This window comes from Shewanella sp. UCD-KL21 (genome assembly GCF_001957135.1).
In the GTDB taxonomy this organism is placed as follows: domain Bacteria; phylum Pseudomonadota; class Gammaproteobacteria; order Enterobacterales; family Shewanellaceae; genus Shewanella.
This window is the reverse complement of record NZ_MPHK01000001.1, coordinates 170,447-192,321: the sequence shown is the minus strand read 5'-3', so window position 1 is coordinate 192,321 and position 21,875 is coordinate 170,447. Positions and strand designations below refer to the sequence as shown.

At 39.7% G+C, this 21,875-nt stretch carries 18 protein-coding genes and 2 tRNA genes; 4 read left to right on the top strand and 16 right to left on the bottom strand.

Translation table 11 applies throughout. The features are described from left to right. Positions 1–44: 44 nt before the first annotated feature. The 5 genes from BM739_RS00835 to dnaQ all read right to left on the bottom strand — a co-directional run bounded on the left by BM739_RS00835 (position 45) and on the right by dnaQ (position 3,750). A complete protein-coding gene (locus tag BM739_RS00835) occupies positions 45–1,040 on the bottom strand; it encodes an IS110 family transposase (protein ID WP_076536337.1) in 996 nt (331 codons plus the stop codon). Positions 1,041–1,344: 304 nt separating this feature from the next. After that, a tRNA-Asp gene (locus tag BM739_RS00830) sits at positions 1,345–1,421 on the bottom strand. Between the two features lie 49 nt (positions 1,422–1,470). Continuing rightward, positions 1,471–1,547: transfer RNA gene (locus tag BM739_RS00825), tRNA-Asp, on the bottom strand. A gap of 164 nt (positions 1,548–1,711) precedes the next feature. Then, a complete protein-coding gene (locus BM739_RS00820) occupies positions 1,712–3,004 on the bottom strand; it encodes a TIGR03503 family protein (RefSeq protein WP_076536335.1) in 1,293 nt (430 codons plus the stop codon). A gap of 11 nt (positions 3,005–3,015) precedes the next feature. Next, positions 3,016–3,750, bottom strand: coding sequence for a DNA polymerase III subunit epsilon (gene dnaQ, locus BM739_RS00815; protein WP_076536333.1), 735 nt, complete (start codon positions 3,748–3,750; stop codon positions 3,016–3,018). 76 nt (positions 3,751–3,826) lie between these two features. Between dnaQ and rnhA the strand changes: the two genes are divergently transcribed. Further along, positions 3,827–4,309: a ribonuclease HI gene (gene rnhA / locus BM739_RS00810; RefSeq protein WP_076536330.1), complete on the top strand. Its 483-nt coding sequence runs from the start codon at positions 3,827–3,829 to the stop codon at positions 4,307–4,309. A gap of 56 nt (positions 4,310–4,365) precedes the next feature. Here the strand turns inward: rnhA and BM739_RS00805 are convergent, their stop codons facing one another. Then, entirely contained in the window at positions 4,366–5,100 is a 735-nt protein-coding gene (locus BM739_RS00805) for a class I SAM-dependent methyltransferase (protein WP_076536328.1), read from the bottom strand. A 290-nt stretch (positions 5,101–5,390) separates the two neighbouring features. Here BM739_RS00805 and gloB point away from each other — a divergent pair, with 290 nt between their 5' ends. Both gloB and BM739_RS00795 read left to right on the top strand, forming a co-directional pair. Further along, positions 5,391–6,218: a hydroxyacylglutathione hydrolase gene (gloB, locus tag BM739_RS00800; RefSeq protein ID WP_076536755.1), complete on the top strand. Its 828-nt coding sequence runs from the start codon at positions 5,391–5,393 to the stop codon at positions 6,216–6,218. Positions 6,219–6,359: 141 nt separating this feature from the next. Further along, positions 6,360–7,883 carry a LysM peptidoglycan-binding domain-containing protein gene (locus BM739_RS00795; protein WP_076536326.1) on the top strand — a complete coding sequence of 508 codons (1,524 nt, stop codon included), beginning with the start codon at positions 6,360–6,362 and terminating at the stop codon, positions 7,881–7,883. A 246-nt stretch (positions 7,884–8,129) separates the two neighbouring features. Here BM739_RS00795 and BM739_RS00790 read toward each other — a convergent pair whose 3' ends face one another. Together BM739_RS00790 and BM739_RS00785 are read right to left on the bottom strand one after the other, a co-directional pair. Next, entirely contained in the window at positions 8,130–9,944 is a 1,815-nt protein-coding gene (locus BM739_RS00790) for an AsmA family protein (RefSeq protein WP_076536324.1), read from the bottom strand. A gap of 59 nt (positions 9,945–10,003) precedes the next feature. Further along, positions 10,004–10,498, bottom strand: coding sequence for a putative 4-hydroxy-4-methyl-2-oxoglutarate aldolase (locus tag BM739_RS00785; RefSeq protein WP_076536322.1), 495 nt, complete (start codon positions 10,496–10,498; stop codon positions 10,004–10,006). Between the two features lie 177 nt (positions 10,499–10,675). Between BM739_RS00785 and BM739_RS00780 the strand changes: the two genes are divergently transcribed. Continuing rightward, positions 10,676–10,990 (top strand): hypothetical protein, encoded by a 315-nt coding sequence (locus tag BM739_RS00780; RefSeq protein ID WP_076536320.1) that lies wholly within the window; start codon positions 10,676–10,678, stop codon positions 10,988–10,990. Between the two features lie 487 nt (positions 10,991–11,477). On the opposite strand, the gene BM739_RS00775 is transcribed toward BM739_RS00780, so the two are convergent. The 8 genes from BM739_RS00775 to BM739_RS00740 form a co-directional block, all read right to left on the bottom strand. Then, positions 11,478–11,867, bottom strand: coding sequence for a hypothetical protein (locus BM739_RS00775; protein WP_175609478.1), 390 nt, complete (start codon positions 11,865–11,867; stop codon positions 11,478–11,480). Positions 11,868–12,097: 230 nt separating this feature from the next. Continuing rightward, complete coding sequence (locus BM739_RS00770) at positions 12,098–13,153, bottom strand: LacI family DNA-binding transcriptional regulator (protein ID WP_076536316.1); 1,056 nt, start codon at positions 13,151–13,153, stop codon at positions 12,098–12,100. Positions 13,154–13,417: 264 nt separating this feature from the next. Continuing rightward, entirely contained in the window at positions 13,418–13,900 is a 483-nt protein-coding gene (locus BM739_RS00765; RefSeq protein WP_076536313.1) for a GNAT family N-acetyltransferase, read from the bottom strand. A 79-nt stretch (positions 13,901–13,979) separates the two neighbouring features. Next, entirely contained in the window at positions 13,980–14,372 is a 393-nt protein-coding gene (locus tag BM739_RS00760) for a hypothetical protein (protein ID WP_139326785.1), read from the bottom strand. A 128-nt stretch (positions 14,373–14,500) separates the two neighbouring features. Then, a complete protein-coding gene (locus tag BM739_RS19975) occupies positions 14,501–14,743 on the bottom strand; it encodes a Gfo/Idh/MocA family protein (RefSeq protein WP_083698026.1) in 243 nt (80 codons plus the stop codon). Between the two features lie 267 nt (positions 14,744–15,010). Beyond that, on the bottom strand, positions 15,011–15,544 hold the full coding sequence (locus tag BM739_RS00750; RefSeq protein WP_076536309.1) for a cell division protein ZapC: 534 nt from the start codon (positions 15,542–15,544) through the stop codon (positions 15,011–15,013). Positions 15,545–15,733: 189 nt separating this feature from the next. Further along, the gene (gene pyrD / locus BM739_RS00745; RefSeq protein ID WP_076536306.1) at positions 15,734–16,756 is read right to left on the bottom strand and encodes a quinone-dependent dihydroorotate dehydrogenase; all 1,023 of its coding nucleotides are present in this window, start codon (positions 16,754–16,756) and stop codon (positions 15,734–15,736) included. A gap of 64 nt (positions 16,757–16,820) precedes the next feature. Next, a complete protein-coding gene (locus BM739_RS00740) occupies positions 16,821–21,665 on the bottom strand; it encodes an NAD-glutamate dehydrogenase (RefSeq protein ID WP_076536304.1) in 4,845 nt (1,614 codons plus the stop codon). Between the last annotated feature and the right edge of the window lie 210 nt (positions 21,666–21,875).

Below are 21,875 nucleotides of genomic sequence, written 5' to 3'. Positions count from 1 at the left end.
TCTCTATCATCTGCAAACTCGGGTTAAACTCTAATTTCAAAGGCTCACTTGGTCGATAACACCGACCACGCTATTCGTACCAATTTATTCGCTAATGCTACGACTGCGACATTAAATGGCTTTCTCGCTCTAAGCTCAAGTATCCATTCACCAAACACCGCAACCGCAACGTCTGGCCTCGATAAAATTGACCGTGCTCCGTGGATAAACAAGGTCCTTAACGCTTTGTTACCACGCTTACTTATCCCCAACAACGTGGTTTTACCGCCTGTGGAGTATTGGTGCGGCACTAATCCTATCCACGCGGCTAACTGTCGTCCATTTTTAAAGTTACCTGCATCAGAGATATCGGCTAAACACTGACTCGCCGTTAAATCCCCCACACCTGGGATAGACTTCAGTAGTTGAGCATCTTCATTTTGCTCGACAAGCTGTTTCAGCTTTTTATCCTGCCCTGCGATACGCTTATTAAGCTGTAAATAGTACTCATGGTGCTCTAGCAATTCTTGCATCAACATGGCAGGAAGCGGTTCGCCGTTGTCAGCGAGCCATTGAAACAAAACTTTCATCTTGCCATGCCCTTTAGGAAAGCTCATACCAAATTCAAGCAAGATAGCCCCAATGCGCGACATGCATGCTGTACGTTCTTTAACATAGCTGGCGCGAATGCGTTGAATCACAGAGATAACTTGTGCGGCTTCAGTTTTTACGCCCACAAAGCGCATCGACGGGCGTGTTGACGCTTCTGCGATCGCATCAGCATCGATGTAATCATTTTTATTGGTTTTAACGTAAGGCTTAACGTACTGCGGGGGAATGAGTTTAACCTCATGACCGAGGGCTTGGCATTTTCTTGCCAACCAGTGGGAACCACCACATGATTCCATTGCTATCGTAGTTTGAGCTGTTTGTGATAAAAATTGAATGAGCTTTGAACGGCTTAAGTGTTGACGTAATTGTTCACGACCAGTGTGATCATGCCCAACAAGGTGAAAAGAAGATTTGCCTAAATCGATTCCAATGACTTTAATAGTAGACATGATGGTTCGCCTCTTTGATTGCCAAACTCTAAGTTTAGCTTAGGGGTGAGGCGGACCATCTAATTAAGCCCTTGTCTTATGACAAGGGCTAATCTGTTTGGCGGAGCGGACGGGACTCGAACCCGCGACCCCCGGCGTGACAGGTTGGGATCACTAATAAAAAGTAACCAACTGCGCTTTAATTCGACGTATTCATTTAGCCAATTCAATTAGCCAATTCAATTACTAATTCATTAAAATAAGCACATCATCATAAATTTTAGGCACAAAAAAGCCCTTGTCTTATGACAAGGGCTAATCTGTTTGGCGGAGCGGACGGGACTCGAACCCGCGACCCCCGGCGTGACAGGCCGGTATTCTAACCAACTGAACTACCGCTCCTAAACTGTGTCACCTGTAATACAGATAAACAAAATTTAAGTAACTTAACTGGCGGAGCGGACGGGACTCGAACCCGCGACCCCCGGCGTGACAGGCCGGTATTCTAACCAACTGAACTACCGCTCCACTTAAGTTGCACGAATAATAAGGTCGTCATCAAAAACCGTCAACAGTTTTTTTTAAGTTTTTATCCGTTTAGCTAAAAAATATACAGCAGCGATTAAGTTATAAACTTTTTGACTAAAAAGAGATCAACTCAATCTAAGCTCATAATAATTAGCAACAAACAATTATTTTTCATCTGGCATGGTTAAATCAAAATCATCAATAGAAGCGGTGATATCACCTTTTTTCGCAGCTTCTTGTTCAAGTCTTAATTTGGTTGTTGCCAGTGCTTTATTTAACGCAAGTTTCTTACGCCAAAAAATTAACCCTACCCCTCCTATGATTAACAGCACGCCATTAATCGATGCAATCCACACGATAGCCTTATCTTTTGCAGCTTGCTCTTCTTGCGCTGCTAGCTGCGCAGCTCTTGCGGCTAACTCTTCAGCGCTGGGTGGAGGTTGAGGCGGTTCAATTAAATTGAAAAACAATTCCGGTAAATCCAGTATTAACTCACGCCCTGCAATACTGGTTGAGGCAACGCTGCCTTTGATTCTATAACTGCCAAAATCGGTCACTTGTGGTATCGCGACTAAAGCTGGTGATTCAGTGAGCTCATTAACAACAATTGGTAACTTAAGCCCTGCTGGGCCTACGATATCGAATTGAATGTGGGTTTGCTCAAGTTTGAGTATTTCATCATCAACATTTATTTGAATCTGCCAAACGCCGGTTAATTTATCGGCGGGTTCAATTACTTCAACTTGAATGGGAATTTCTGATAAATAAATTGGGTAGCTAATTTCACGCTCAAATACATTATTTCGCGCGACAACACTTAAGGTGTAGCTTCCCCAAGGTTGGTTTAAATTATGTTTGCCCGTAAACACCCCATCATCGGGGGTCTCATCCAAACCTTCACCATTATCTCTGTAAGAACCAACTGTGACAGTGCCGGTAGTAAAGTTGGCTTCGGTATTTTTATGATGGCTGGCAAATTTAACCGTCCATTCAAGCATGTAATCAAGCCCAGGTAGACGAACCGTTAAGCCGTCACCAAGTAACTTAGCAGTGACTTTTAAGCGTTCACCTTGAAATAGAGGCTGCGGGATATGCTCAACGTCAATTTCAAGTTGCGATACTTTTTGGATAGTGGAATTAGGGGCTAAACTGCCGATTAATTGCCAAGGACCGGGCATCGGATTGTTGATTTTAATCATATCGCCAGTTAAGCCATCGACCCAATTGACATTATCAGGGTGCCTTTCGGAATACCATTTGGAACCGTCAGGCAACACGATTATCACTGGCGCAGAGCCATAGGTTCTTTGCACCAATAAGGTCACTTCATCGACCATATGATCAATACGAAATCTATTCTGTAACTCACTTGCTTGGGTATAAGGCACCGCGGTTGCCAATTGTGGCGTAACGGTAGCAACTAAGATAAAAATAACCGCCAGACAGTATGATTTCATTAAGCTCACTTTTATGCTTCACCTCTCCAGAGGCATTTCCCTGATTTTTTTACTAAATCAAGTCTTTCATCGTGTGATACTAATTCATCGGCCGTTGCTTGGATCACTTTAAGATTAAACTCATTTTGATCAATTAATTGTATGCCGCCACCTTCTTGACCCACTTTTTCATTTGATAAATTAAAGCCAATTTGTCCACCTGTCATCACTAAGTAAACATCAGCAAGGATTTCAGCATCCAATAGTGCGCCGTGATAGGTACGCCTAGAGGTATCGATACCGTAACGTTTACTGAGTGCATCTAGATTATTTTTTTGACCAGGATGCAGGTATTTTGCAATGTCTAGCGAATCGAGAATGGCACAGATATCTGCTGACTTGGGGCCTTGGGGCCTAAGCTGACTAAATTCATGATCCATAAAACTGATATCAAACGGTGCGTTATGTGCGACAATTTCAGCACCGGCAATAAAGTCGATAAACTCTTGTGCGATTTGATGAAACCGCGGTTCTTTAGCAACTCGCTCATCAGTAATACCATGTACTTCAATGGCTTCTGGATCAATTAACTGACCTGGATTGATATATTGATGATAAGTACGACCGGTTAGTTTACGGTCAATCACTTCAACACAACCAATTTCGATAATTCTATGGCCAATATAAACGGGGCCGCCTGCCTGATTCATACCGGTTGTTTCAGTATCTAAAATGATTTGGCGACTGGCGCCTGAAATAATATTCATAGGTAACTCAATTAATTGATAATAATTTAGGTATAATTGCCGAAATGTTTATTGCTGTGTATATGGTAACAATTTGATGTCAGAACTAAAACTTATCAATATCTTTACTGATGGCTCATGTCTGGGTAACCCTGGTCCCGGCGGATACGGTATTGTAATGAAATATAAGCAGCATACCAAAGAAATGTCTGATGGATTTAAGCTGACGACCAATAATCGGATGGAGTTGTTAGCGCCTATAGTGGCGTTAGAAGCGCTATATGAGCCGTGCAAAATCATCTTAACCAGTGATAGTCAATATATGCGTCAAGGGATCACCCAATGGATCCATGGTTGGAAGAAAAAAGGTTGGATAACTTCAACTAAAACCCCAGTTAAAAATGTCGATTTATGGAAAAGGTTAGATAAAGCTAGTCAACTACATCAAATTGATTGGCGCTGGGTTAAGGGACATGCTGGTCATATTGAAAATGAACGCTGTGATGATTTAGCCAGACAAGCCGCCGAAGCTAAACCTCAGCAAGCTGATGTTAATTATCTGCCTGAAACAAAAGCCTAAAGTCAAAAGCCCAAATCTGTCGTATAGCCAATACATTATTGGCTATACGCTGTAACTTATTTTGAGAGCACTTTAGAGTGTTTGCTGTGACCTGCTCTGCCTGCTGTCGGCGCTGTTGCCCATTGACGAGTACGTGCTTTTCGCTTTTCCCTGATGGGCGTTAATGGCGACTCCATTTTTCTGGCCACAATCAAATAGACACTGCCAACGCCTGGTAACCACTTTTCTAATCGGTTTTGCCACCAGCGACCTTGGTTCATTTGTCCAAGCAAAGGGTGATAAATAAATCGTTCATCCTGCAGGATTTGATACCCTAATAAACCTAACCAATCCTTTACCCTTGCAGGCATAAAAAACTGACCACACCAAGGTAATTGAGTTTGATATTTAGGTAGAAGCTTGCCCATAAAGGCAGTACTGACCGGGTTAAAACCACAAACAAAAATATAGCCGCCGGAAATCATTACTCGGTCAACTTCCCGTAATAAACGATATGGGTCATGTTCAAATTCCATCAAAAAGCTCATCAGCACGGCATCCATGGTGCTAGTTTGTAGGGGTAAATGATGGGGATCGGCTTGAATGGATGCGCCTTGGGCATCATGAATCGAAAAATGCCGCGCAATATTGCAATGTAAACTAGACACTTGAGCGCTAAGCGCACCTAGCTTTAATAAATGGTAACCAAAAATCCTCGGCCACCAATCAGTTAACTTTTGTTCTAGGGCCAATTGAATCTCATCACCACAGGGTAACTCTTGCCATGATTGTGGTTTTTGATTTATCGACATTAACCTGATACTCCCTTAATTTCAAAAGCCCTAGGTTGAGTATAACGACTTCTAGCTCTTTGTCGTTAGCATTTTTCCCATGGTCGTTATCATTTAAAAAAGGGACGAATAAAGTTTTAAATTTATTGTTAATTAGCGCCTTTACATAAGCTTATTTAGTCACTTCAGCCTGTTGTTTGTTGTAAATGTAACAGTATGCAAGACTAGTGCAGCCCAAGCATATTCCCTCTATTGGCCTTTTACATATAATCCGTTAACCTAGCGGTAAGATTTCACTTATGGATTTAATCATGCTTTCAGTCATCGGTATTTCAGCGTTTAATGACAACTACATTTGGCTTATACATCAAAAAAATAGCAATCAAGCCTATGTTGTAGACCCAGGCTGTGGCCAAAGTGTGCTCGATTACCTCAAGGGCTCGCCATTAGAACTGGCGGGGATACTGATCACTCACCATCATGCAGATCACACTGGTGGCATTGCGCAATTACAGCAAGCTTTTAATAATAAGCTCGAGGTTTATGGCCCTGAAACTGAACACATTGCCGGTATAACTTATCCTATTAAAGGTGAAGCTTTACTAACGCTTAATGGGCTTGATAACGCTTTAAGTGTCATTAGCGTGCCCGGTCATACTTCAGGTCATATTGCTTATTTTTATCAGCCGTTAACTAACACCAACAGTGACTCAAACGCTAGTGATGCAAATAGCAGTGGCGCACTATTTTGTGGCGATACCTTATTCAGTGGTGGCTGCGGTAGACTATTTGAAGGCACAGCTGAACAAATGGCAAACTCGTTAGCAAAACTTGCTGACTTGCCACCTAACACCCAAGTTTACTGCGCCCATGAATATACCGCAGCTAATCTTAAATTTGCGTTACAAGCAGAACCTAACAATAAAGCGTTGCAGCAATACAGTCAGTCAGTTACCTTATCTCGTAATAACAATATGGCTACAATTCCAACTACAATCGCAACAGAATTAGCCATAAACCCATTTTTAAGAACTAACAGTAAAGAAATAAAACAAGTCATCGCTGCTAAGTTTCAAGTTGAAAAACCAACAGCACTACAGACGTTTACTTTACTCAGAGAATGGAAAAATAACTTTTAAGCCTTTGAGCGCGGCGTCAGTTGCTAACTTAGCAAAGACATTAAAGCCATTTTACACTACAATGCCGCCTCAATTTTGACCAAACACATTTGGTAGACGCCTTTGATCTGCCAGCTTTGCAAGATTTAGGATTTTTTTTAGATGCATAAACCTTTATACCTTTTTGTTGGAAGCTTGGCATTTCTAACCGCGTGCCAAACTGCCACTCCAACAAAAGTCGAGCCTTCACCGATTGTTGTTCCTCAGCCAATTAAGCAAGAAAAAGTTGTAGAAGAAGTTGCAGCACCAGTGGAAATTACCGATGTTTGGCAACGGATCCGTTTGCAGCTCACCATGCCAATTGATGATGTAAAACTGGTGAATCAATATCGAGACTGGTATTTAGCGAACCCAAGACATCTAGAAATTGTCTCTCAACGTGCAGAGCCGTATTTACATTATATTGTCGAAGAATTAGAAAAACGTAATCTGCCGATTGAGCTAGCCTTATTGCCTATTGTTGAAAGCTCATTTGACCCAGCGGCCTATTCGGCCAGTGCAGCCTCAGGTTTATGGCAATTAACCACACCTATTTCTAATTACTTTGGTGTTAAAAGTGATTGGTGGTATGACGGCAGACGTGATGTTCCCGCATCAACCACTGCAGCACTGGACTTCTTAGAGTACTTATACGATAGAACCGGACAAAACTGGTTATACGCAATTGCTGCCTATAACACTGGTGAAGGTCGGGTAAACAATGCTGTTAGACGCAACAAAGCTGCGGGTAAAAGCACTGAATTTTGGGCGCTATCATTACCAAGAGAAACTCAACGCTACGTACCGCAACTGATTGCATTATCAGATGTGGTACAAAATGCTGACAAATATGGCATCAAACTCACCCCAATCAGCAATGAACCGCATATTGCCGTGGTTGATACCCAAAGCCAGATTGACCTTAAACTTGCGGCGGATTTAGCCAATATGCCGGTTAATGAATTAAAAGCATTAAACCCAGGTTTAGATCGCTGGGCAACATCACCAGATGGCCCTAATACATTGGTGGTGCCATTTGATAAAGCGCCGCAGTTTGAACAAAAACTTGCAAGCCTTGATCCTAAATCAAAATTAAACTGGCATAGATACCAAATTAAATCTGGCGATACCGTAAGCCATATTGCGAAACGTTTTGATACTTCGGCTTCTTTTATTCGTTCAAGTAATGGCTTGAAAAATAATAATATTAGAGCCGGAAAGTACCTTATTATTCCAGTTCCAGCTGAAGGCTCAACCCTCACAACTGAACAGTTATTAGCACAAGCAAAACCAAGCTCAGTTAAGGCTAAAACTTACACGGTTAAATCTGGTGATTCATTATGGGTCATTGCCAGAAAAAATAATGTCAGTGTTGATGATTTAATTCGCTGGAATCGTCTACCTAAAAACGGCACTTTAAGCATTGGTAAACAATTAAAGATTGGCGCAGTATCAAGTAGCAAAAACAATGCAGAAAGAACCGTTAATTACAAAGTTCGCTCTGGGGATTCATTGGCTAGAATTGCCAGTAAATTCAACGTTTCAGTCAATGATTTGATCGAGTGGAATAGACTTCAAAACAGTAAGTACATTCAGCCAGGACAGATGTTAAGATTGATTGTCGATGTCACCAAAGTCAATGCATAGTGAATCTATAAGCTAACGTCTTAGGGATTTCGCAGTAAGTATTTCGCGATTTAAAACAAAAAACGGCAAGGTGATCCTTGCCGTTTTTTATTATAAAGCGATTTTTAAACTTGATGTAATCACCCAATCTACACCAAGTTTAAAGCAATAAAACAACTAAAGCTGTGATAAAAATGATGCCTTGGGTATTTTTACATATGATAAAAATAGCCGCTGACTAAGCCCAGATAAGGCTTAATCGCCTCATTAAAAACCTAATTTCTTAAATAACTTACCTTTAAGCTTATCGGTTTCGTCTTTAATTTTAGAATCTAGTAATGCACTGGTATCGATACCAAATTTAGGATCTTTCATGCTGCCGGTTATGGTAAGGGGAATATCCACGCCAGCTAAGGCATCTTCGCCCCCCTGACCCGCTAAAGAGCCCACCACTGACGTCGTTAGCTTATAGTCCACGGTTTCATTATCAATGTTGGCACTGCCATTACCGCTAAGGCGAATGAGTGGCGACGCCATTGCTAAATCAGGGTTAGTCGCAACAGCATTTTTCAAACTAAAACTACCGGTTAAACTAGTAAAGTCAGTTTTAAGTTCTTCAGTATTATTAGCAGATAAATCCCCTTTTAACTTATCTTGAGCACTACGGATCATTTGTGGGATATTCACTCCGTATAACGACCCATCGGCAATTTCAAAATTACCCTGTGCCAGTAGGTTTTTCTTTAAGTTATCTGGAATTAAGCTTTTACCAGAACCAGAAATTTTAAAATTAGCCGCCCCTGAAATTAAATCAATATCCGCAGCATCTTTCAGCAGTGGTCTAAATTGCACACCTGTTAATGTTTCATCAAAGCGATAACTCGGTACTGATTGACGACCATCGAGCTGTGCTGTGGCTTTCATACTACCTTCATATAAATTGGCAGAAAACTGAGTTAAATCGGCGACGCCATCTTTGACTTTAGCTTTCATTACCCAGTTTTGAGTGAGTAGATTTGCGACCTTGATTGATTTAACCGTCATGCCTAAGGTTAAATCTATGGTTTTTAATGCGGACAAATCAGGCTCTACAGCAGGCTTGCTCGCGGCAACTTGCTCAGTTTCTTCTGCTTTAGCTTCAGTCTCTGATGGCGGCAGTAATTTATCAACATCAATATCCCCGACATCTAATTGCAGGTTGATTTTAGGGATTGTGGCGCCGTAATTTACGGAAACATCACCGCTCGCACTAATGTCCATCGCAGTTAATTGTTTTATAGCAACATCTAATGTTTTGGCATCTAAAGCGACATTAATGTCGCTGATTAGCTGACTGCTAACACTTTTATTAGGGATAGCCTCGCCGGTCACATCAGTATTAATGGTTAAGTCTGCCATAATAACCTGAGTCAAATCTTTACTAATGGTTAATTGACCCTTGCCAGAACTTGCCAGCATCATATCAGGCATTTGCGCCGTAAATTCATATGCAAAATCTGCAGCGCTTCCTAATGAAAATTCACCAAGAGTTAAACTGTTTAAACTAAATATTTGTTGGGTATCTGCCGCTTCATCAATTACGTTGATGGTGGTATTAGTAATAGACACGCCGCCGATTTGTAAACTTTGAAATTCAAGTTTATTACCTGATGATGCAGGCTCTGACGCGGTGGTGGTTTCAGGGGCTTGTGCACCACCTAAACCATCAAAACTGGTTGAACCGTCTTTTTTAGTGACGATATTCATAGTCAAACCATCAAGGGATAATTGCGCAATTTCCACTTCTTGGCTTAAAAGCGGCATTAATGCCACACTGGCGACCGCTTGGTTTACTTCAACTAATGTCGTTGGAGAAAAGTTCTCAGGGTTTGATAGTGAAATGCCACCGAGGTTAATCCCAAGTGTCGGAAAAAAGCTCCAACTGAGATCTTGGCTTATGACAAAGTCACGACCAGTTTGCTTTTTAACGGCATCGACAATTTGTGGTTTAAAACTATTTGGATCAAAAAATACCGTTAAATAAATCACCAGCAATAAGATTACGCTAGCGACTATAGCTAATAGCCATTTAAGTGCCTTCATGTTTGCATCCTTGTAAGCAAATTGATTTTTAATGTAAAAATAAATTAATTTATCTAAGTTTAGCTTAATACCGCTAAATCTAAAGGCTTTTCAGTAACGGCTATGCCATTTTCATCGGCATAGATCATCATGGCAGGTTTTACTAAGACGCCGGCAATCTCGATATTTATATTCACTAGGCCAACATCTTTTTTTTCTGTTTTAATGGGATTAGCACTTAGCGCCTGCACACCAATACCAATGGTGGACAATGTGCCCACATCTCTTACCGCACCAAAAATGATGATACCTTCCCATTCATTATTGGCCGCCGACTCTGCAATCATGTCACCTAGTAAAGCACGCCGACACACGCCGCCGCCATCAACCACTAACACTTTACCTTTACCAGCGGTTGCTAACGTTGACTTCACTTTAGAGTTATCTTCAAAACACTTAACCGTAACCACTTCACCATAAAATATCCGTTTGGCGCCGTAACTTTGCCAATTGGCGGGTATCAAGGTTAATTCAGAACCATAGTGGTCAAATAAATCAGGTAATAAATCTAGCATTTTGCACATCCTGTACTAAAGTAAATAAATTAATGTTTAATATAAACGTCATGCTCTATTGAAACAAATCATTAATCTGAATAAACTAACAATAATGCTCTGTTACTATTCATGGAAGATAGAGAGTACCCATGCTAAATAGCATTCATTTACTCATAATCCTAAGTAGTTATCCATATGACTGATATTAATTTACAAAATGTAATTAACGCCTTTGATGAATTAGATTTCGAAAACAGAACAACAAAAAGTCTCGAAAGTGCCCGTAACAAACTGCAAATGAAAACTTATCTTGATTCTCTTGATTACAGTTTACGTCGTTTAAACATTTTAAATGAAGTCGTATCAGAAATGGTTGAGCAAAAAAAATCAGCCTTAAAGAAGCAAGAGCAAGTTCAAACCTACAAATCTAAGGTAATACAGCTGTCTAGAGAGTATCGTATTTCTTACCAAGAAGTACTTGAAATCATGGTTTCACTCAAACAAAAATAATTAATCTAGAACCAAAATTAAATAGTAAAATCTTCATACTAAAAGACTCAAGTTCAATACAAATTGATACTCTAACTATTTTTATTGGCTGATTTAATTGTCCAATCTTATAATCGCATTACTTTATATAATTTTTAGGTTTACTTGGGGGTAAACCTAATTTATATAAAATATGCCCATTGAAAATACCTATACTTTCGATCTATCTAAAAAGTTTGCTGCATAACCATTCTATTGAGCATATCAACATAACTCGAAAATATTTTCATTTTGCTTGTTATTTTCTACGGACATATCATTAATGGGAGTTAGATTCGTATTAAACTTCATATGAGCATCTATCACCACGCTTCTACAGATTGTATAACGACTTTCTCAATTGACAATGTCCTTTGGGGATCAAGCAAAACTAAAAAGGCACCAATAATACATGGTGCCTTTAACTCGTACGCTATGACTTATTTAATGGACAATTGATGATATTTACTCAGTCGTGCCTTTCATTATAATCAAAATAACTAAATTCAGCATTTATATTGCTGCCCGTCATATCTTGAGCACACACACCCACAAACGCGCCAGTAAAATTAGCGCCCTCACCTTTACCCGCCTCGTCTGAAATAAACCGATAATCTAATTCAGATAATGTTTGCCACTGCTGACCATCTAACGAGTATTTAAAGATTAATTGCCCATAATGCACATCAGCTCGTAAGTATATTTGTGATTGCTTTACTGCCAACCTATTTTCAAAAATTGGAAATTTAACCGCTAAACTTTGGTCTCCCTCACAGCTCATTACATCAAGATGTAATCCGAGAGATTCATCATAAGAAAGGTACCTATAGTGAAACTTGTGGGCGTTGTAATAACAAATTACAAAAAATTAACGGTTAAATTATGCAGAAAAAACAGCGACATGAAGCTTTAAGATATAGGAGCTAGCTTGCAAAATAATCATTTTACAAGCGAGATTAGAATGGATTAAGGCAGCAGAAAATGGCTAAACTAGATGTTAGATAATTAGCAGCTAGATTTTCAACACTAGATAGTCAAGAGCTAGATTTTTAGCGCATAGCTCATTCAGTTAACGCTCAAGAAAGAAACTTAAGTAAATTCAGTCGTCGAATCACGCTCTTTTAATTCAAAGTCTAAAACATGACGTAAATTTGAAAGGTTATCACCGGCTAACTTATCCATTTGTCCTGATGTCAGTAATGCGATAGCGGTTTCAGCCATGGCGTTAATGGGCTGCTTAACCGTGGTGATATGTGGCCAAATTGTGGTGGCTAAAGGGGTATCATCATAACCAACGACACTTAAATCTTTAGGTACATTTAAGCCTAACGAATTAGCCACAGATACCACAGCAGCGGCCATATCATCATTACTTGCAAATATCGCACTTGGTCTATTGTCTTGGGTCAATAAGGTTTTAGCAGCCCCAAGCGCTGATTTATAACTGAACATACCCTGCTCAATAAACTCTGGCGGTATGTTGAGTTTTTTTGAACGCATAGCATCTAAAAACCCTTGATAGCGCAGACGACTGGCTCCCACGTCAGGGTGACCGATAATAAAACCTATATCCTTATGACCTTTATCAATCAACAAATTGGTCATCTCATAAGCGGCTTGATAATCGTCCATACACACAAAGGGAGATAAGGTTAACTCGACATCGGGTGATACTCTAACGTATGGGATATTTAACAGTTTGAGCTCATTAAGAATGTCGATGTTATTACAAAAAGGCGGCAATAAAATAACCCCATCGACTCGTGTTTCTTCGACTAAATCACGGGTGATTTTAAGCTTCTCAGCCTGAGTACCTTCACACTCATCAACAACTAAGTGATAACCACGTTGGCGGCAGCTTTTTAATGCCGACATCATGAATTGACTCACATAGCCACCTTCACTGGGGTTTTCGTAGAGTAAGCCAATAAAATAAGATTTCGAACTCGCTAAACGTCTAGCTGAAATGTTAGGCCGATAGTTGAGTTGATCTGCTGCTTGCTGCACTTTTGCACGTGTTTTATCACTGACTTTTTCATCATTATTTAATACTCGAGAAACCGTCATTTTTGAAACACCAGCAATTTTAGCCACATCTTGAATTGTGGTTTTAGCGCTAGACTTGGTCTTATTTATTGGGCTCATTAAAAAACTCATTGGAAAGTCAGTTAAATGTTACAAAAGTAGTTGTAACATTAGAAAGAGTAGAATAACAGATATAGTCCTTAAAACTCTAGCTGTATAATCTAATTAATTATCACGCGACAAAATAAATATTTATCACGTAAAAACAGTATTTAAGGCCATTAACTACGGCCTTACACAAGCGATTTAAATAAGCCAGCTTGCCTAGTTAATATTGATTTGTTATCGATAACTTAATAACAAACCTTGCCCATGCCAATTAGTCTATAAACGCTTAAGCATCCAGACATCGCAGCCACCATGAATGGTGCCATCCAGAGGTTTATCTAAATGTGTAAAACCGAGATTTTCATAGAGTGCTATTGCCGCAGTCATAGTCGCCAAGGTATCAAGATAACAATGTTCAAAACCATTTTGTTTTGCAAATTTAAGACATTGCTCTGTAAGACGCTTACCCAATCCCAGGCCTCGAGTTTCAGGAAGTAAGAACAGTTTTCTTAACTCACAAACCTTGTCATCACCATTAAACTTAGCGATGCCAGCACCGCCTACCACTTGATTATCAACACAAGCAACCAAATAAATGCTGCTGTCTTTTGCATGATAATATTGGCTCATATTTGCGACTTCAGCATCTGATGGGCCAAAGCCTTCGCCAATTGCACCAAACTCTTTGCCAACCGATTTAATGATGGCTGCCACTTGTGGATCTTGCTGCGAAATTATTGGTTCAATTACAATTTTCATAAACTTTTTATGTTACTTAACTGGCCGGTATTTAAACTAGATTATCAAGTAAATCCGCAATAAAAGACATTACATTTGTTTAGGCGTAAATCTTTGCTCTAATTGCTTCTATATATTTTTGAAATATGAGTGAATTTGCAGATGTTACGGTAGATGAACCCAGTTTCCCCTCAAGTATGTCAGCAGCAACGGCTTCTATTTCATAATTAAAGCCTATTGTTTTTCGTTTATCGTCAAACTGGGCCACTTTTTCATCAAGCTGATATAGATGGCATTCACTAGCACGCCAAAAGTCGGGAATGGCAATATAACCATCACCTATGATATAAGCCCAGTTTGGTAATTTACACCTAAAGGAGGTGCCCAAGGTGGCGGTAACTTGTTCATATTTAAATATCAAGCTGGCATCATCCTCGACGCCATTAGCAGCTAAGTGTGAATTAACAAACATCGACTTAGGTTCTTGAGCCATAAATAATTGAACCAAAGCAATGGGGTAAATCCCCATATCAATACACAACCACCAGCCAGTTCAGCTGCGTATTCTCTTGAGTTAGGGCTGTACTTTTGGGGATAGCCAAAATCGGCTTTGATATGCCTTCATTTACCAATACGGCCTTGGTTAACCCATTGTTGAGCTTGTTGTATTGCAGGTAAAAAATAGGTCCACATTCCTTCGACTAAATACAGCTGCTTTTCTGCGGCTAACCTGTATAAAATTTTTTCTTCTTCGACAGAAACAGTAATGGGCTTTTCACATAACACTGCCTTGCCTGCTAAAATTGCCGCTTTAGCTTGTTCAAAATGAAATTGATGCTCGAGGAAATGTAGCCATGCGCGAATGCAACATGGCTAATGCAACATGACTGATTCAATAAGGTGATACAAGATGAGAAGTGCAATAAGCATGAAAGAGAGTTTGTTAGTCTGATTGATAAACCGCTACAGCTGAGCATGTATCGCCACAGTCATTCGGGTTATTACATAATATAGCTGAGTGTTTTATAGGCAGGTATAACTGACACGGCACTTTCTAATTAATCTATTTCTTGATTGAAAGTAATACCCAACAAGAGACAAGTAAATTAAACACGAACTAACAAATATTGTTTAGGCCGCAACGACATGCCTGGACTTCTTTAGGGGATTTAAGCGATTGTGCATAACTTTAATGGTATCAAATTGCTGTAATACTTTAGATTCCGTTAAAGGGCACTCACTTGATAACACCATCACTAACGCTGCCTGCAAGCTGTTTTCAACCACTAAAACTAAAACAGAGGTTCCATTGGCATTTAACGAAAATAACTTACCTACTTCGCAGTAAACACATTCTTGACTGATTTCAAAAAACCAAGATTTTGGCATTTGTGGTTTGATCATAAAATGCGCAGCTGTGGCATTGAGCGCTGTTTGTACGACTGCAGCATCAGACATTTTTAACGCTTTAGGCAGGCTTTCAAGTAGGTTGATATAGAATTTAGCGTGATCCACACTAAATTCTGATGTCATTAATGCATCAGGGATAAGAGATTTGGTTTTATATGGGGTTAAGAACTCCATCTCGGAACCTAATGAAATACTTAATTGCTTAAACGTTTCATTATATTCCCACTGCCAGTCCTTATTTGGCATTAATAACATTTTTAAATACCTACTTTGACAATACAATCTGATAATAGTTTATATTTCAGACAATATCAAAATATTATTTAAAAACTTTGATATATTTATCATTAAGTTATAACGATCGAAAGATCGTAATTGCGATCGCCACAACTTAATTAGATCTGATTTATTTGATCAAAAGATCTATTTTTAGATCAACTAATATTATTTAGCTTTATAAGCATTCACAATATCTTTTATTAAACCCGGTCCCTGATAGATAAATCCAGTATATATTTGTACTAATTCTGAACCAGCATCAAATTTAGCTAAAGCATCTTCAGCACTATTAATACCACCGACGCCAATAATCGGGATCTCACCGTTCAAATATCCTGCTAATTGTTTGATCACTTGAGTAGAAAGATCCGTCAACGGCTTACCACTTAAGCCCCCTGCCTCATTGGCATTGTCTAAGCCAACAACCGCATCACGGGTTAAAGTGGTATTTGTCGCAATCGCGCCATCAAATTTACTTTTTAATAGCGATTCGGCAATCTTCTCAATTTCTTCAGCGGTTAAGTCTGGGGCAATTTTTAGTGCTATTGGTACATACTTATTGTACTTTGTCGCGAGTTCTGTTTGCTTTTCTTTTAATGAAGAAAGTAAATCATCTAATAACTCACCATATTGCAGCGTACGTAGACCAGGGGTATTAGGCGATGAAATATTGACCGCAATATAATCCGAATATTGGTAGACTTTTTCCATGCAGATTAAATAATCATTCTTACCTTCATCTACTGGGGTATCTTTATTTTTACCAATATTAACACCAACAATAATATCGGTTTTCTTCGCCATTAAATTTCTGACTAAATTATCAACACCTTTATTGTTAAAACCCATTCTATTAATGATTGCTTTTGCAGGTTTTAAGCGAAATAAACGCGGTTGATCATTACCCGGTTGTGGGCGGGGCGTTACCGTACCGACTTCAATATGACCAAATCCCATCGCATGAAATGCATCAATTGATTCGCCATCTTTATCCAATCCAGCCGCTAAGCCAACTGGGTTTGTAAAGTTAATGCCCATACAAGTCACAGGCGCTGAGGCAACTTTTTGACTGTAAAATAGGTTTAAAGGGTTGTTTCCAGTATTTTTTAAACTTCCGATAGCGATATTATGCGCGATCTCTGGATCCATCTGAAACATTACTTTTTGTGCAACTTTATAAAAAAACATGCTTTCTCCTAAACCTAAAAAAAGCCCCGGCTATCGCCAGGGCTCGTTCACTTATTATAAATAATTATCTCGGTCCTTCGCAATGAAGGATCAATAAATTAAGTTCTCGCAGTGCCACTGAGAATTTAGCAAAATCATGGCTTTGAGACACCTTAAATTCAGTCAGTAGGTTAAACCAGCGTTCTAACAACTTTTGATTATTATCAATCCACTGATTAATGATTACATCTGCATCGCAAGAGTCTGTACAGGCTCGAAGGACTGTAGAGCTTAATGAGCGCTGTTGCCAATCTAACTCTTCTCTGAAGGCTGCGCGGGCTAATCCTTGCCAATGATTAGACACTGGTTGAATACTGATCTGTTCTAAGAACCAATGTAATTCAACTTTTGCACCTAATCTGAAATACGTTTCAGCAACCAGTTTTACTGATTTGTCTTCAAGTTGGGCAATTTGAGCAATATCTAATGCTGAGAATAACGTACTCATTTTAGCAATAACATGCGCTAAAGACTCTGGTACTTGTTGTTCCTGGAGTAATTTAATTTCAGTTGAAATAGCCATCACTTCTGCAGAAATCATATATTGATCAACGTTAGCTTTTAATTCATCAAAAACAGGCTTGAAGAATGCTACCGTTTGCTCAATATTTTCACCTTTCTTGCGGTGACGAATTAACCAGCGACAAGCTCTACGCATGTTACGACGCAATTGGTGCAACATTTCACTTTGAACGTCAGCAGACACAATTCCATTAAGCTTGGTAATTGACTGTGTGAGCTCAGTTAAGCTAAATATTTCTCGAGCCATAGTGTAGCAAATTGCCGCTTCAGCGACTGAGGCACCGGTCTCATCTTGCATACGCTGTACAAAGTTAAAGCCCATATCATTAACCAGTTCATTGGCTAATGAAGTTGCGATAATTTCGCCGCGCAAAGGATGCGAAATCATCTTATCTGCATATTTATCTTGCAATTGCTGCGGGAAATAGTTCGTTAGCAATTTACTTAAAAAACTATCTTCAGTGATTTCAGCTGTGACCAATTGCTCTTTTAGCACCATTTTTCCATAAGCAACCAATACTGATAGCTCTGGACGAGTCAGCGCTCGGTTATTTGCTAAGCGATCGGCTAACTCATCATCTGTTGGTAAAAACTCTAGAGCGCGATCCAATTTTCCATCTTTTTCAAGATACTGAATGTATCGGATATGCTCTTTTAACTGAGCAACACCGTGTGCCAGAGTCACTGATATGGTGCGGGTTTGATCGTTACAGTCTTGCAGAACAATCTCACCGACTTCATCTGTCATTGACTCTAGCAAACGGTTACGCTGTTTAACCGTCAGCTCACCATCTGCAACAATCGTATTAAGTAAGATTTTGATGTTCACTTCGTTATCTGAGCAATCAACCCCACCAACATTGTCAACAAAATCAGTATTAACTCGGCCACCATTGGCTGCAAATTCAATACGACCCAATTGGGTTGCACCTAAGTTACCACCTTCACCAATGATTTTAGCGTTGAGTTCATTACCGTTGACTCGAATAGCATCATTAGCACGATCGCCAACTTCAGCATGACTTTCAGTTGTTGCCTTAACGTAAGTCCCAATGCCGCCATTCCAAATCAAATCTACACGCATTTTTAGCAATGCTTGCATCAGTTGATTTGGCGTCATGGTGTTTTCGGTAGTATCCAGCATCAGCTTGATTTCTTTAGTCAATTTTAATGACTTAGCTGAACGTTGGAATATCACCCCGCCTTTTGACATTAGCTTGGTATTGTAATCTTCCCAACTTGAACGCGGTAAATTAAATAAACGCTCACGCTCGATATAACTGGCTTCAACATCTGGATTGGGGTCGATGAAAATATGCATATGGTTAAATGCCGCCACTAACTTAGTATGACGAGATAACAACATGCCATTACCAAATACGTCACCAGCCATGTCGCCAATTGCCAGACAGGTAAAGTCGGTTGTTTGACAATCAATACCTTCCTCACGGAAGTGACGTTTGACAGACTCCCAAGCCCCTTTGGCGGTAATGCCCATTTTCTTGTGGTCATAACCGTTACTGCCGCCAGATGCAAATGCATCACCTAACCAAAAGTTGTATTCAATGGCGATTTCATTGGCAATATCTGAGAATGTTGCAGTGCCTTTATCGGCTGCAACCACTAAATAGGCATCATCTTCATCATGACGAACCACATCTTTTGGCGGTACAACATTGCCTTCGATGATATTGTCACTGATATCCAATAACCCGCGAATGAATAAGCGGTAACACGCTTGCCCTTCGTTAAAGAAGGCTTCACGGCCGCCGTCTGTAGGCAGCTGCTTACACACAAAACCGCCTTTTGCACCAACAGGAACAATCACGGTATTTTTAACTTGTTGCGCTTTGACTAAGCCTAGTACTTCAGTACGGAAATCTTCACGACGATCTGACCAACGTAAGCCACCCCGAGCGACTTTACCACCACGCAAATGCACCCCTTCAAACCTTGGTGAATACACAAAGATTTCAAATTTTGGCAATGGACGCGGCATCTCAGGAATATCTTCAGGTAAAAACTTGAATGAGATATAAGGTTTAACATCAACATCGTTAATAGTTTGATAGAAGTTGGTACGCAGCGTTGCGTTAATCAAATCTAAGTAACGGCGAATAATGCGGTCATCATCAAGGCTAGAGACATCTTCTAGGCGTAAATCGATTTGCTCATAAAATTTACTGAGTGTGCGGGTTTTAAGCTTAGGGTTAAACTTACGAATAAACATTTTAACCAATAAATCAGCAATTTGTGGATAACGATTAAAGGTTTCTTCGATATATGATTGGCTAAATGTTGCATCAATTTGACGCATGTATTTAGCATAAGCACGTAAAATAGACACTTCACGGCCGGTCAGGCTGGTTGCCAATACCATGCGGTTAAAGCCATCATCTTCAAGTTTCTTTTGCCACACTTGAGATAACGCATTTTGGAATCGATCTTGGCTATCTGCCAAGTTTTCAATTGCCGCGCCCTGCACCATCATTAAGAAATCAAGGATCCAATAGGTGGCACCATCTTCAGTTTTCACTTCATATGGACGCTCGTTGATGACCCGTAATCCAAAGTTTTCTAGCATTGGCAGTACATCAGACAGATGTATCGGTTCATCTTTATGGAACAATTTTAAACGTACTTTATTATCATTTAAGGCAGTTTCTTGCGGCTGATAAAATAGCATGCCTAGTTTATGATCGTCGTTTAACGCTTCAAGGTGCTGAATATCTACCACGGCTGAGCTCGGTAATACATCTTCTTTATAGCTTGGCGAAAACGCATTGAGGTAACGTTTAACTAAGCCTGTACCCGATTGCTCACCTAATGAGTTAGTTAATGAACTCTGTAATTTGTCTTCCCAAGAGCGCGCCGCTTCAATTAGGTTTTTCTCAATAGCAGCCACATCGACATCCATATTATTATTATCAACTTTAACGATGTAGTGCGTACGCGCCAACGTTGATTCTGAGAAGTAAGTGGTAAATTCAACATCTTCAGTGCTGTTAAAATGCTGCGCTAAAATACGTTGAGTGTCTTGACGTAATTTAGTGTTATAGCGATCTTTTGAAACATACACTAAACAGGACAAAAATCTGCCAAAACCGTCTTTACGAACAAATACTTTTAATTTGTCGCGATCTTGCATATGTAATACACCACGAGCAACGCTGGCTAATTCATCTTCTTTAGACTGAATTAACTCATCACGAGGTAAATTCTCTAGGGTATTCATCAACGCTTTGTAGTCATGTGAACGTGGCGCTAAACCAGAGCGCTCCATAATCCGTTCAACTTTTTCAGCTAACAGCGGTATTTCTCTCGGGCTACGGTTATAAAGGTTGGACGCGTAAAGTCCTAAAAAGCGATCTTCTCCAATCACGTTACCTTTTTTATCGAAGCGCTTAATACCGATGTAGTCCACATAAGCAGGCCTATGAACTCGGCTTTTAGTCGAGCTTTTCGTCAGTACTAACAGACTCTCATCGAGAGCTTCTTTTCTTGCTGATTGAGAAAGCGAAGACAGTAATAAGCCACGCTCGCTGTGTTTATTCACAGAGCGGCTCATTAATCCTAAACTTGAATCTAAATCTGGTACTAACTCAACATCGCCTTCAACACGCTTTAACTCGTAATAGCGGTAACCTAGTAAGGTAAAGTGATGGTTATTGAGGTAGGTTAAAAAGCTAATTGCTTCTTCTTTTTCACATTTCGCGCCTGGAAAAGGCTGCTTAGGTAATAATTTTACTGTTTCTGACAATTTGTCAGACATTTTTTGCCAGTCAACAACTGACGACACCACATCAGCAAAAACGGATTCAAGCTCTTTGCCAATGGCTTTAATGTCGGCTTCACTGCTTTGACGATCAATTTCAATCAAAAACACCGCAACATTTTCTGTGTTTTCATCTGCATCTTTAATAAAAGACACTTCTTTAACTAATTCTTTTTCACGCACCAACGCCATTGGTGTGTGCAGCATCATATGAGCGGTAATCCCCATACGATTTAACGCCATAGCAACTGAATCAACCAAGAATGGCATATCTGGTTGAATAATTTCGATAATACTATGACTTGACTGCCAGCCATGTTTTGACTGACTTGGATTAAATACCCGAATATGGCTATTGGTTGCAGCAGATTTGTTTAAGGCATTCCAAAGGCTTAATACTGCACCATACAAATCGCTGTCATTACGAGCGTTTAAGTCGTCTTCTGACATATGGGCGTATATACAATGGGCAAATTGCTCAACTTGTTTTGCTTGAGTATTAGGGATTTTTTTATGAATTAAATTGACTACATTTTCTAGTAGTACTGAAGGCATTGCATCTTTAAAGGCCATGTTGCAGTTTCCTTAAGCGTTTATGGCAGCGCTTTTATCATTATATTGGATGCTTCGGCTTGTTGATCCCGTCTAAACTGAGATCTGCCGCAAAGTTTATTACTAATTTCATGCTATTTCGAGCTAAATTTTAGTGGTAGATCCTCTAAAACCCTTGTTAATTCAAGAATTATAGTCACTAATTGACCAATCAAGCGTTTAGATAGACTA